Below are 13345 nucleotides of genomic sequence, written 5' to 3'. Positions count from 1 at the left end.
GGCCCCCCAGGGTGGCAAGGGCGAACAGGATCCGTCGCCGAGGACTTTTTCGGCCGGATTGCGAAGTCCGTCGAATCCTTGAGGAAGCATCGTTAGCCGAGGAGCTTTGTGGTTTATCCATCGTTAGGGTCGGCCTAGTCCGCGGTAGTTCCAGCCAGCAGCCCGCCACTTGGCAGCATCCAAAACGTTGCGGCCATCAAGGACCCGAGGCGAAGATACCGACCCCGCCAACTCGTACGGGTCCAGGTCCCGATACTCCTGCCACTCGGTGAGCAACAGCAAAGCGTCCGAATTCCGGACTGCAGTCGAAGTGTCGGCCTCGTAGTGGAGCTCCGGGAATCTACGCGCGGCGTTTGCCAGAGCTTTCGGGTCCGTCACGGTGACGACAGCACCCTGCAATTGCAGCTGCGCCGCAATGCTTAACGCAGGGGAGTCGCGTACGTCGTCGCTTTCAGGCTTAAATGCGGCGCCCAGTACAGTGACCCGCTTGCCCAGCAAAGACCCTTCGCATAAGTCGCGTGCGAGCTCAACCACACGCGTTCGGCGACGCATATTGATGGCGTCGACCTCGCGAAGGAAGGTCAGCGCTTGATCGGCGCCCAGCTCTCCGGCGCGGGCCATAAACGCACGGATGTCCTTCGGCAGGCAGCCACCTCCAAAACCGATACCTGCATTGAGGAATTTTCGTCCGATCCGATCATCCATGCCGATAGCGTCCGCAAGGTGCGTTACGTCTGCTCCAGCTGCTTCGCAAACTTCAGCCATGGCGTTTATGAATGAAATCTTTGTGGCAAGGAACGAATTTGCAGCCGCCTTGACGAGCTCCGCTGTCGGATGGTCTGTCACCAGACGCGGGGTGCCAGACGCGAGTGGAGACGCGTAAACGTCGTCGAGTACGGCAACTGCAGGATTCTCCTCAGATCCATCGGAAACACCGTAAACGAATCGGTCGGGATGGAGTGTATCTGCAACGGCATGACCTTCACGAAGGAACTCTGGATTCCAGACCAAGTGGGCATCAGGCTGCTCTGCACGGAGAAGCTCAGCGAGACGCGAGGCTGTTCCCACAGGTACTGTCGATTTTCCCACTACCACGTCGCTTGGAGAGATGTAGGGGAGGAGCCCTGTAGCGGCGGCGTCGACATACGTCATATCTGCACCGTTCTCGCCCTTTTTCTGAGGCGTGCCCACACAAATGAAGTGCACAGCGCTTCCTGCGGCAGCGGCTATGTCGGTTGTGAAGGACAGCCGTCCCGTTTCCTGAACTTCCCTTAGGAGGTCTTCAAGACCTGGCTCGTAAAACGGCGCACGCGCTGCAGACAGTTCTTCGATTTTCCGCGCGTCGACATCAATACCGACTACCTCATGGCCCAACTTCGCCATACAGGCCGCATGAACAGCGCCTAGATAGCCGCAACCGATTACAGAAATGCGCATTGTGATGATTCCTTCCCCAAGGGGTCAGTTGTTCCTTCGCGTCGAAGCGAGATCAGCGAGGTTTAGTAGGCGCCCGTACTGCCAAAGACAGCACGGACGGTTCGGAGGATTATTACGAGGTCGCCGGCGAGCGACCAATTTTCTACGTAGTACAAATCCAGGCGTACTGAGTCCTGCCATGACAGATTCGAGCGTCCGCTCACCTGCCACAATCCTGTGAGCCCGGGCTTGACCAGCAGACGACGGCGGACGTCGCTTTCATAGGCCTCTACTTCCCGGGGGAGGGGAGGACGCGGGCCGACTAGGCTCATGGATCCGCTAAGGACGTTTAGCAGTTGCGGCAATTCATCGACGCTGAAACGCCGCAGGAGTCCGCCAATTCGTGTCACACGTGGGTCATTCTTCATCTTGAAGAGCGGGCCGCTACCTTCGTTCTTCCGAGCCAGCTCGGTAAGGCGGGCTTCTGCGTCGAGGACCATGGAACGGAACTTGAGCATATGGAAATGGTTCCCTTCCATTCCTACTCGTTCCTGACGGAAGAATACGGGGCCAGTACTATCCAGCCTTATCAGGGCGGCCACCAGAACCATTGCAGGCGCTGCCAGGAGGAGTAAAATGCTCGCTGCGAAAAGGTCAAAAAGCCGCTTAGCGACACGTTGGCCTGCCTCAAGTGTCGGAGTGGTGACATGAATCAGCGGCAAGCCTGCGACCTGCTGTGTATGTATCCGAGGCCCCGCGATGTCCGTGAGGGCAGGAGCCATAATCAGCCCAATGTTCCGGGCCGCCAACTCCCATCCCAGATGTCGGAGGGTCTGAGGGTGCAGTTGAACGCCTGCGGAAACTGCTACAGCATCCGCCCCACAGGCTTCTAAAGCGGCGACTATGGAATGAGTGTCGGGTTCGTGCCCCACAATCTCGAGTCCCGAATTTGGTTCGACCTTAAGGTCACTTTCGACCCCAGGCATGTAAACCCCGACGGGAAGGTATCCAGCATGCTTCGCGCTAGTCAATGACGACGCCAAATGGGAGACCGCACCGGGTCCACCCACCAAGAGAAGACGAGACATGCTGTGGCCCTGTCCGCGCTTGATGCTGAGGTGTTGTCTGATCAGCCAACGGCCAAGCAGAAGTCCAAGTAAACCTACGGGAAGAGCCAACCCAACGTACCCACGGGCAGTGTCAATTCGGAGGACGTAGGAAACTATGGCAACGATGCCGAACAACCATAGGGAGGCTGCGGCCACTCGCTTGTATTCGTCCGGTCCGGAACCGAGGATGCGGCTCTGCCGAGTATTCCAAGCTCCCAGCATTAACCACCACGCGGCAGCGAGGACCACTGAAAACCAGATGTACGGGACATCCTGACCCGCGGAACTAAATTCCGGGTCCATTCCGAACCGAATCAGGTACGCTCCCACGACAGCCCAAATGACCACGAAGGCATCTACTACCCGGAGACGCCGCGATGAACGCCTGCGCCAGTTGGCGTCCTCACTCACAGTTCCCCCATTCCCCAAAGCTATTTAGCTGCGGACAGACAGAGAGTTTTCTCTGAACCATTGGACTGTTCTGCGAATTCCGTCTTCAAGTCCGATCGACGCTGACCAACCGGCATCGGCCAATTTGGAAACATCGAGCAGCTTCCTAGGCGTTCCATCGGGCTTGGTAGCGTCCCAGGCAATTTCGCCCGTATAGCCGACCGCTGACGCAACCAACGAAGCGAGCTCGCGAATGGTTACATCGCTTCCTGTCCCAACATTGACCTGCGAGGGGCCGTCATAATGCTCGAGCAGATGTAAGCAGGCTGCCGCCATATCGTCTACGTGAAGGAACTCTCTCCGGGGAGACCCTGTCCCCCAGTTGGTGACGATACGGGTTCCGGCTTTCGCTGCTTCGTCATAGCGCCTGATCAACGCTGGCAAGACGTGGGACCCTGTTGGCGAGAAATTGTCGCCGGGTCCGTACAAATTGGTCGGCATGGCAGAGATCCAGGGAAGCCCGTATTGCCGACGAACCGCCTGGATCTGCATGATTCCAGCGATCTTGGCAACGGCATACGCGTCGTTGGTTGGCTCCAAGTGCCCTGTAAGCAGTGAGTCTTCCCGTATTGGCTGTTCGGCGAATTTCGGATAGATGCAGGAGGACCCCAGGAACAGGAGACGATTCACACCGTGTTCGCGTGCTGCGTCGAGAACGTTGACCTGGATTCGCAGGTTATCGCTGAGGAAGTCAACCGGATAGGTGCTGTTTGCAAGAATCCCACCTACCTTGGCAGCCGCGAGGACAACGTAACGTGGCTTCGACTTCGCAAAGAAAGCGAATACTGCATCGCGGTCCTTTAGGTCCAATTCGGATGACGTTCGCCCGACAAGATTCGTAAAGCCCTGGGCTTCTAGATTCCGCCAGATCGCAGATCCCACAAGCCCGCGATGACCTGCAACGTAGAATGTCGAGGAACGGTCTAGAACAGTAGGTTCGAAAGTGACGTCTTCAGACACTAGTTCTTCCAGCTTTCGAGGTTGACCGTGTCGATCCAGTGATTGCCGGCGTGCTTGAGGGCTTCGATGTCCGCGTCGACCATGATGCGAGCCAACTCCGGCGTGTGAATCGAGGCCTTCCAACCCAGCTTCTCCTGGGCTTTCGACGCATCTCCGACGAGAGCATCAACCTCAGTCGGACGCAGGTAGCGTTCGTCAAAGCGGACGTGGTTCTCCCAATTCAGGCCCGCGTGTTCGAACGAAATGTTGAGGAAGTCGCGGACGGTGTAGTTGCCACCAGTCGCTAGCACAAAATCGTCAGGCTCGTCAGCCTGCAGCATGCGCCACATTCCCTCGACGTATTCCGCAGCGTAACCCCAGTCACGCACTGCGTCCAGATTTCCCATGTATAGCAGGTCTTGTTTGCCGGCCTTGATTGCGGCCACCGCACGCGTGATCTTGCGGGTTACAAAAGTTTCGCCTCGACGAGGCGATTCGTGGTTGAAAAGGATGCCATTGACCGCAAACATCCCGTAGGCCTCGCGGTAATTCTTGGTGATCCAGTAGCTGTACACCTTCGCGGCACCGTAGGGGGAACGCGGATAGAACGGAGTTTCTTCATTTTGAGGCGGAGGCGTAGCACCGAACATTTCAGAAGATGAGGCCTGGTAGAACCGCGTTTCAATTCCAGACATTCGAACGGCCTCAAGAAGCCGGATAGTTCCAACACCCGTTGTGTCCGCGGTGTGCTCGGGCTCATCGAAGGAAACTCGAACATGCGACTGGGCGGCGAGGTTGTAAACCTCGTCGGGCTTGATCTCTGCCAGAAGCGTGACCAAACGCGCCCCGTCGCTGAGATCTCCATAGTGAAGGAAGAGCTTGGCCTTTGGATCGTGAGGGTCAACGTAAAGATGGTCCACCCGTGCGGTGTTGAACGTCGACGCCCTGCGGATCAAACCATGAACTTCGTAGCCCTTCTGCAGTAGCAGTTCGGCTAAGTATGAGCCATCTTGCCCTGTGATACCCGTAATAAGTGCGCGCTTAGTCACTTAGACCCCCATTGTGCGAAAAGAAATCGCGCAGCCCTAAAGGCCGCGCGACGATGCCAGGCTTGTAATGAAATCATCATACTTGGAGATGGCGACCGCCTCCGACAATGTTTCATGACGAAACCTTAAGCCTGCTGCGCCAAGACGTCGCATAGTGTTTCCATCCTGGCCTAGGGTCTCGGCAGCTTCGAGTAACGCTGCCGGGTTCCCAGGATCGACGCGAATACCGCCACCCGAGGTAGCAATCTCTCCCGCAGTTACGCTGCCCTCATCGGTTGCACTGATTATGGGCACGCCAGAATTGAAGTACGACGTGAGCTTGCTGGGGACGGCCATTTCCGTAACCCCAGGGAGTTCATTCACGAGTAGAAGATCAGCTGAAACCAGCGCGGCCTGAAATTCAGCGTCTGGGAGCGACGGAACGAATTGTACACGTTGTATCCCATCAGCGGACTGTTCAAGTTTGGCCCGCTGGTTGCCGTCGCCCATCAGGACAAATCGAACACGGCTGTTCCTCGAATCTGCAAGCCGCGCTGCAGCTAGGACATTCTCCAGTCCTTGCTTCTTTCCCATGTTGCCGGAGTGCAGGACGACCAGATCTGTGTCCTTCCACCCAAGGCGCGCTCGAGTTTCATCGCGAATGCCGTCCGGTGCGGGTGGAAGGTGCGTCCAGTTACGAATAACGGTCACATCGTCGTGACTCACTCCCAACGAAGTCACGATGTAGTTCTTGAACCGATCGTGGATGGCTACTACACCATTGGTAGATCGCAATATGCGAGACTCGATCCATGTGGCTAATCTCGTGGCCGGTCCAGGAGACATCCCGGTTTCTACGAGGCCACGACTGTAGATGTCTTGGATCCAGATACCGACACCGGCGGGCCTGCGCTGCAACCTTGCCCTGATAATGGCCAGCCCCGAGGAAAACAGGGCGGGGCTTACAAATAGCACGACGTCGGGTTTGTCCCATGAGGCAAAGATGGATCGCAGACCAAAACTTAATTCCATGTGCAGCCGGGAAAGTGCCGCGGGTTTAGTCGGTACATGATGGCGTAACCGAAGAACGTTTACGCCATTGATCTCCTCAGCAGAGGACCATCCTTTATATCCGTCGGTGAGTCTCCACTCAGGATAATGGGGATATCCGGTGATGACCGTTACTCGGTGCCCAAGTGCGGCGAGCCCTTCCGCCAACCCGGAGGTATAAGGTGCATTACCTGAAGGTTCCGGGGCATAGTTCAGGCCGATGATGGTAACTCGTAGCCGTGGGTTGGTCATGCCTATCTCCTACATGTTGAGTTCTGATGAAAAAGTTGATTCAGAATCCCGAAGCATTCTTTCAGTGGCTGTAATTCGAACGCGACGGGTCATATGATGGCAAGCAAGTAAATTGATCCGACGGCCACGAGGACCATTCCGAATAAGTAACTCTTCCAGGGAGCGGCCCTTCCAATAAGGCCATATCCGATGGACGTCAGTGTTACTTCTCTCGCCAAGACTGCCCACGCCGCAGCTGGGAGGTCGGTGATTGCGAGGAGAGCTATTGGGACGGCGAACAGAATGCCAACTATTGGTGCCACCAAAGCGCGAGTCGATGTGCGACGAGCAACGTGCAGGACCGCAGAACTCCACGAAAGCATCGATGGCACCGTGCACAAGGCAAGGATTGGTACAACCTCCGTTGACGGTGCCCATTCGGGCCCGAGAAGTGGCGCTACAAGAATTTGTGTCAGAGCTACTGACAAGACTGCCCCACACGTTGCAAGCAACACACCGCGATTGAGCACTCGTGTGGCACGCTCGCGTGTTTGATTCACTTGATCGACCGTTAAGTCGCTGAGTTCGCTTCTGAGGACGTTAGCGTTCGAAGCTGCCATCGCATCTCCCAAGCTCCGCGCCAAGGCTATAGCCATAGAGAAAATACCAAGGTTCGATGGGCCCGAAAAGGCACCTATGAGGACTCTGTCCGCCTGACCTTGTGTCCATGCCAGCCCGGAGTACGCTGCCATACCCTGGAACAGTGGTCTAATTCGGCCGCTTCTCTGGAGAGGGAGTTCGGTGAAGCTACGGCGAGCTTGGACTCGGCACCACAGGGCGAAACCTACTTCAGTAGCCAGAAGGCCGAGGGAACATCCCAGGGGTGAACGGAACAAAACCAATACAGGTACGGCGATGGCAAGCGAAGCGGTTGCCGCAACCAGTTGGCCGGTGGCCAGTATTCGCCATTTGTGTGCACGTTGGAGGCGCCCTACGCTCTCCACGCCAGCCGCAGTGAAGAGCGGGGCGAACGCAATAGGCAAGAGCGTCCAAGCTTGCCCAGCGGACTCGCGCGGTAGCGTTAGGTTCAAAACCAGACAGCAGGAAAGGATGCTAACGAAGCCAAAGACAGGAACTAGGACTCTGTATCTTGAGAGAAATCTAAGGCCTCTCCTGCTCGATATTGCGACAATTATCACTTGCCTAATCGGAGCATCAGTAACCGCTTGAAAGAGGGTGAAGACAAGTATCCCCCAGTTGTAGATCCCAACAACATGCGGATCGGCAAAGAATGCGAGAGACAGTAACAACAAAGAAGAAGTTAGCCTGGGAGCGAGTCGCTCGGCCAAGGACAAAATTTGCCTCAGCAAACCTCTGCCGTTCTTGTTTGGATAGAAGTATTCTCAGAATCCTGGTCTGACCATGCACTCTTTGTGCAACTCACGTGGAACACTCAGGTCTCACTATTGCGGGCCAACCCGCGCTCAGCAACATCGCGGGAAACGAATGCACCTGCCCCTACGGTAGAATCGGCATGTAGCGTTACGTTGCCAATAACTAAAGCATTTGGAAAAATGCGAACGCCTTCGTGAACCGTCGGGTAACTACCGTTTTTATTGGAACCGATCGTCACCCCCTGATAAATTGAAATGGATCCAACCAAGTTAGTGCCCGACCCTATGACAATACCGACCGGATGGGGAAGATATAGGGCCCCCCTAATCTGGGCGCCCGGTGTTACATCACAGGAAAAATTGGAGATTAGTCTTTGCCGGGCGATGATCCCTATTACCCCGCCCCATGATGATAGCCTCATCAAGAAGGCGGCTCGAATGCTTGGATTAGTGAGCCAAGCTCGGATAGACGAACGCTTTTTGAAAGACGTTCCGAATAATCGGCGCATAAAGTCTTGATCTTTTTCTATTCCACTCAGGGCAAAACCTAAAGCGTTGTAGCCGTTGATTTTCACTTCTCAGTATCCATAGCCAACTTGGAGACAGCAAAGGGGCCTAGCCTCTTTTGCCTCAGGAGTTGTTTATAATAGGCCCGCAGAATTGGGTTGAAGTCACGCAGCTGAGCTGAAAGCAGGTTATTGAGTGCGGAGTCGCGGGACTGTTCGTGAGCACTCGCAGCTTGAAGTCGCTCAGAAGTGCCTGGCACCCGGTGCTCAGCGTATGCAAGATATGCATCGTTGATCAGGTGCTGAGAAACGATCCGCTGATTGTACCCAGCCTGTTTGGAAATCTGAACGGGGCTCTGTCTGTACCCAATACAAGGCAATCCAATTCGGCCCATCCGAACATCGACAGTTGCTGCACGAAGCCAAAGGTCGTAGTCCTGGGCCACTTTGAGGTCTCTATAGCCACCGGCAAGCTCGAGTGCACTCCGACGAGCAAACATAGACGGATGGGACAGCGTATTGTGGAATGCGAGAGATGCTGCTACATCCTCTGGCCGGTAAGGGAGAGGGCTTGTGGGTCGGATCTGACGCAGCGAGTTTCCGAACTTTATTGCTGCGGTAAACGAAATATCGACGGATTGAATGTGGTGGTGCTGAACGGCAAAGCGCCAAGGAAAGCAAATATCATCTGCATCCATATTGGCTACGAATTCACTATCCGTTTGAGCGATGACTTCGGATCGTGCCACTCCTCCGCCGACACTTATCGCCGAGTCCATTACTTGAACGCGACTGTCTGCAAGACGGGAAACGCAATCAAGTGTTTGGTCGGAGCTGCCGTCATTCCAAACGACAATCCGTGAATCTTTAGGCAAAAACTTTAGTGTTGATTTTAATGCGGACGCGATGGTTTGCTCCGCATTATGTGCCGGCATGACGACTATTAACCGAGGCATCTGCTGTCCCTCTTATCGGAAGATTCTGTTACCTGAGTTCCACCGCTGGCGGATGTTCCGATCATAAGCTGGCACTTTGTCCGGCGAAGGTCTTGAGAGCCCACGCATAGTGGCGCTTCAGGCCCTCCTTTACATCCACTTGGGAGGACCAATTGAGGTCGCGCCTAATTGAGGTTATGTCCCCTCCGGTCTGAAACACATCCCCAGCAACGGGCGTCGTGTAACGGACGTTCAAAGGAGACCCGTGGATTTCTGCCACAATCTTCAGGACGTCGTTTACAGAGATGCTGCTGCCGCCAGCAACGTTGTAAACCACACCTGGCACTGTATCGGTCGTAGCAGCTAGGTAATTGGCCTGAACTACGTCATCTATGTACGTGAAGTCACGAATTTGTTCGCCCGTGCCGAAAATTTGGATTTCATCGTCAAGTATGGCTGCCCGCATAAAACGGGTGAAGGCCATGTCCGGACGTTGTCCTGGACCGAACACCGTGAAGTACCGTAGGGAAACTGTCGGCACACCAAAGTTTTTTCCGTAAAGGGTGCAGAGATGCTCGGCCGCCAACTTAGACACGCCATACGGGCTGATAGGAGCCGGCAGCGCTTCCACTGACGTTGGGTATCCTTCGGCGTCACCGTACAGAGATGAGGAAGATGCGTAGACGAATTTTCTCAGTGTCGAGATTGATCTGGCGACCTCCAGAAGCTTCTGGGTTGCGAGAATGTTTGCGTTTGTGTACTCGGAAAATTCTTCCCCCCATGATTTTCGAACGCCAGGTTGTCCGGCTTCATGAAAGATAATTTCGGCGCCATCCAAAGCGTCGGCGAGATCGATGTAATTGATGTCACCTTCGATGAATTCAAACTTCGAAGACTTCAAATCTCCTAGGTTAGCCAATTTAATTTTCGGATCATAGTAACTGGTGAGCGAATCAATTCCAACGACAGAGTGTCCTTCGGCAAGCATTCGCCTGGCGATAGCGCTCCCGACAAATCCCGCAACCCCGGTGATAACGATATGCATAGTTCTATCCTCAAATTGTTAGAAGCGAATTTAGTCGTCTGACTTTCTTAGGCAGTAAGTCGGACTTTGACAGCGAACGAAGGTCAGAGGCGCTTTCGACACAAGCGTCGAAGGTGTCGGGATCTACAGAACCGCCTCGGCCGGTTGTTTGGTCGTTGTGCGTTGCTGCGTAATCCAGTCAACCGTCAGTCGGACACCCTCATTCGTGGAGTATGGGAGATCACCTACGATTTGTTGGGTCGAAGTGGCATCATAGTTCATATCCGTTAAGAGATTGCGGAGTCTAAAGGATGTTAGCGGCGGTTCTCTGTATCCGAGAGCCTTTGCCGCATCTCCTAATTTAGCTGCGGCACGCAAGGCCCAAAGCGGAACTGAATATGGGCGGCGCACTCTGAACTCATCTGCAATCAAATCAGCCCATTCGTCCAACACAATTGGCGGGTAGTCTGTCAGCCAAAAAACTTTTCCGTGGACTTTCTCGGTCGGGGCCATGGCGAGTTGGACGAGTTCGTGGACTGCGTTTCCGACAAAGCCGTACGACTTATTGGGGTTCTGGCCGATGGTCTTGACATACCTGCCCCTTTCGACTGTGTCGAAGAAATCGCGATACGGAATTCCGAACCAGGGACCCCAAATGGATGTCGGTCGGACCATGGTCCACGTGCCGCCCCTGTCGGCCTCATCTCGGATAATCAGTTCCGTCTGAACTTTACTTTCTCCGTATGGAGTGGTCGGCTTATAGTCATAGTCGTGGGTCGGTACATGATCTATCGCAAAAACAAGGCGACTGCTGGCGTAAACAGTGTGGGGCCGGTTCGCTAAACTTTCGCCCGCCGCAATGATATTTCGAACTCCCTGGGTGTTCGCAGGGTAGTCATCGATTGATTCTCCGTGAAGGTCTGTGCGCGCCGCTAAGTGGTAGACGACCTCTGGTTGATGATCGTTGTAGACGGCTGCCAGCGCGTCGTAGTCGTCAACGCTTCCCTCGGTCCAGAACTGAAAGTGCGTCCGATCCTGCGGCATCTTGTGGTCGAAATTGCGTACGTCGTGGTTCGATTTCAGAACTTCCACGAGATTTGTTCCGATGAAGCCACTTCCTCCTGTTACCAGGATCCTCATTTTTTGGACCTTTCCATTTTCCGAGTACCAATGACTCGGGCTGGGGTCCCGCCGACAATGGCCCATTCGGGGACATCTTTGACGACGACCGCACCGGCGGCGACGACTGCACCGCGGTGGACAGTAACCCCTGCACCGACGAATGACCTTGTACCCAGCCAAACGCCCGATTCGATTAGTACCGGCTTATTTTCGTATGCGAAGTCCCGGCTGCTGATGTCGTGACCGCCAGAAGTGATATAAACCTCATGCGCGATGGCAGTATTGCTGCGGATTACGATTGGTTCGAGATTTAGGATTGTGCAACCTTCGCCAATCCAAACGTTATCGCCAATGGTTAACTTCCAAGGAAAATGCACATTTACTGATGGACGGATGTAGAACCCTTGTCCGATGTTCGCCCCAAAAAGGCGGAGAACCGCTCTGCGAACGGATGACGGCCAAGGTGCCCGCGTTTGCACAATAGACAGCTTTGCAATCCACCATAAGATTTCTACGAGTCGCGAACGACCGCGGTCAAGACCTTGACCGGAGAAACGAGACAGATCTACGGTTTCGCCGGCTTCTTCCGTGATGCTGTAGTTACAGCGCTCCACATCGCCCCCTGATGTTAGGCTCGCAAGTCTCTTTAGGGACTAATCCTACTGCACGAACCTATGTGTTACAGAGGCCTTGGTACCACTCCAAACGCACGCATAATCGAGGGGGGCAATTCGCACACCTTCCGTGTAGCGTAGACAGCGTGCGCATCCTTCATATTGCTACTCTCGTCACGCCAGATGGCGCCTACGGTGGCCCAATCCGTGTCGCAGTGAATCAGGCAAAGGCCCTAATGCAAGATGGACATGAGGTCGTTATATACGCTGGTCATTCCGGCTTTGCTGAGAGTCCGCCGTCGGAAATAGATGGTGTCCCTGTTGAGCTCTTTGCCGTCCGGAGGCTTGTGCCAGGTACAGGTTTTGCTGGGCTGGTTGCCCCTGGCCTCCTGGCGAGACTACTGCGAACCGTTGCTTCCTTCGACGTGGTTCACGTCCATTTGGCACGAGACCTGGTGACGCTACCAGCGGCCGAATTGACGCGTCTGAGGAAAGTGCGGTACGTGGCGCAGCCGCACGGAATGATTGATGAGAGCGACAAGTGGCTCGCTCGACTACTGGATTTTTTGTCAATTCGAAGAGTGCTGCAATCGGCATTCAAGGTTTTTTGGCTTACCCCCGTCGAGGAGCGATCACTCAGGAACGTGATGAGTTCTAAGGCTGATAATCTCGCGAACATACGCAATGGCGTACCTCCGGCCCGCCAATCCCTCACGTCTAATGAGGCAAAAGACGTTCTGTTTCTTAGTCGCTTGCATAGCCGCAAGCGACCAGCGCTTTTCGTCGAGGCTGCCATTGACATCTTGTCAAGGCAGGACACCTGGGGATTCGCCTTGGTTGGGCCGGATGAGGGGGAGGGGCAAAAAGTAAAATCGATGATTTCGGAGTCCCATTTCAGAGGCAAAATTAGATGGGAGGGTTCCCTAGCGCCAGAGCGCACTTTGGAACGCATGCTGCAATCGTCCATCTACGTTTTGCCCTCCGTTGACGAACCATTCCCGATGAGCGTTCTCGAAGCCTTGTCGATTGGGCTACCCGTAGTCATCACCGACTCGTGCGGTCTTGCCCCTGACGTATCGCGGAGCGGTTGTGGCTTCGTGGTTGATGCTTCGCTCGAAGGTTTGGTCGGAGCCATCGAGATGCTGATGGAGGACCCGTCACTACGCCAAGAAATGTCTCGGCGCGGCCTCGATTTGGTCAATCGTGAATTTTCAATGAAATCTGTATCTCGAGACTTGCAGCGTATATATACGTCCGCGGCGCCGATGTGACGTGAAGTTACTGCCCTTCCCTGGAGTAAACAGCGTTTGTGACATTGCAGTCGTTGCTTGTGTCCGCGCCGTTGGTGACTGGCAATCGCATTCGTACTTGGGCCGGAGCGTTCAACTTCTCGGTCGTGGGCAAGTGTTTAGTCGGCCGAACGGTATGCCAACAGCCTGAGACAGACTAGCCCGAATTTTTCATCAGAGTGACGTTGGCCGCCCGGTCCCTGCTTGATTCTGGTGCGGGTTGATTCTTTGGTTTCGG

The 13345-nt window shown here is 54.8% G+C and carries 12 protein-coding genes; 1 reads left to right on the top strand and 11 read right to left on the bottom strand.

Annotated features, from left to right (window positions below):
• Positions 1-123: 123 nt before the first annotated feature.
• The 11 genes from CXR02_RS20865 to CXR02_RS20815 all read right to left on the bottom strand — a co-directional run bounded on the left by CXR02_RS20865 (position 124) and on the right by CXR02_RS20815 (position 11818).
• Positions 124-1437, bottom strand: a complete 1314-nt coding sequence (locus tag CXR02_RS20865) for a UDP-glucose/GDP-mannose dehydrogenase family protein (RefSeq protein ID WP_104063730.1) — start codon at positions 1435-1437, stop codon at positions 124-126.
• A 62-nt stretch (positions 1438-1499) separates the two neighbouring features.
• Positions 1500-2936 carry a sugar transferase gene (locus CXR02_RS20860; RefSeq protein ID WP_104063754.1) on the bottom strand — a complete coding sequence of 479 codons (1437 nt, stop codon included), beginning with the start codon at positions 2934-2936 and terminating at the stop codon, positions 1500-1502.
• 24 nt (positions 2937-2960) lie between these two features.
• Entirely contained in the window at positions 2961-3935 is a 975-nt protein-coding gene (locus tag CXR02_RS20855) for a GDP-L-fucose synthase (protein ID WP_104063729.1), read from the bottom strand.
• The gene (gene gmd / locus CXR02_RS20850) at positions 3935-4963 is read right to left on the bottom strand and encodes a GDP-mannose 4,6-dehydratase (protein WP_104063728.1); all 1029 of its coding nucleotides are present in this window, start codon (positions 4961-4963) and stop codon (positions 3935-3937) included. Before gmd ends, CXR02_RS20855 begins: the two co-directional genes overlap by 1 nt.
• A gap of 36 nt (positions 4964-4999) precedes the next feature.
• Positions 5000-6244 (bottom strand): glycosyltransferase family 4 protein, encoded by a 1245-nt coding sequence (locus tag CXR02_RS20845; protein ID WP_104063727.1) that lies wholly within the window; start codon positions 6242-6244, stop codon positions 5000-5002.
• Between the two features lie 89 nt (positions 6245-6333).
• Positions 6334-7533, bottom strand: coding sequence for a lipopolysaccharide biosynthesis protein (locus CXR02_RS23325; RefSeq protein ID WP_368784609.1), 1200 nt, complete (start codon positions 7531-7533; stop codon positions 6334-6336).
• A 143-nt stretch (positions 7534-7676) separates the two neighbouring features.
• Entirely contained in the window at positions 7677-8192 is a 516-nt protein-coding gene (locus CXR02_RS20835; protein ID WP_104063725.1) for a hypothetical protein, read from the bottom strand.
• Positions 8189-9079 carry a glycosyltransferase gene (locus CXR02_RS20830; protein ID WP_104063724.1) on the bottom strand — a complete coding sequence of 297 codons (891 nt, stop codon included), beginning with the start codon at positions 9077-9079 and terminating at the stop codon, positions 8189-8191. The genes CXR02_RS20835 and CXR02_RS20830 overlap by 4 nt, the downstream gene beginning before the upstream one ends.
• 61 nt (positions 9080-9140) lie before the next feature.
• The gene (locus CXR02_RS20825; protein WP_104063723.1) at positions 9141-10103 is read right to left on the bottom strand and encodes an NAD-dependent epimerase/dehydratase family protein; all 963 of its coding nucleotides are present in this window, start codon (positions 10101-10103) and stop codon (positions 9141-9143) included.
• A gap of 123 nt (positions 10104-10226) precedes the next feature.
• Positions 10227-11222: an NAD(P)-dependent oxidoreductase gene (locus CXR02_RS20820; RefSeq protein WP_181037318.1), complete on the bottom strand. Its 996-nt coding sequence runs from the start codon at positions 11220-11222 to the stop codon at positions 10227-10229.
• A complete protein-coding gene (locus CXR02_RS20815) occupies positions 11219-11818 on the bottom strand; it encodes a WcaF family extracellular polysaccharide biosynthesis acetyltransferase (RefSeq protein WP_104063721.1) in 600 nt (199 codons plus the stop codon). Before CXR02_RS20815 ends, CXR02_RS20820 begins: the two co-directional genes overlap by 4 nt.
• 146 nt (positions 11819-11964) lie before the next feature.
• Between CXR02_RS20815 and CXR02_RS20810 the strand changes: the two genes are divergently transcribed.
• Positions 11965-13089 carry a glycosyltransferase gene (locus tag CXR02_RS20810; RefSeq protein WP_104063720.1) on the top strand — a complete coding sequence of 375 codons (1125 nt, stop codon included), beginning with the start codon at positions 11965-11967 and terminating at the stop codon, positions 13087-13089.
• The last annotated feature ends 256 nt before the right edge of the window (positions 13090-13345 follow it).

The sequence above is a fragment of the Arthrobacter sp. 4R501 genome (genome assembly GCF_002929755.1).
GTDB lineage: Bacteria > Actinomycetota > Actinomycetes > Actinomycetales > Micrococcaceae > Arthrobacter.
This window is presented reverse-complemented; position numbering and strand designations above follow the sequence as displayed.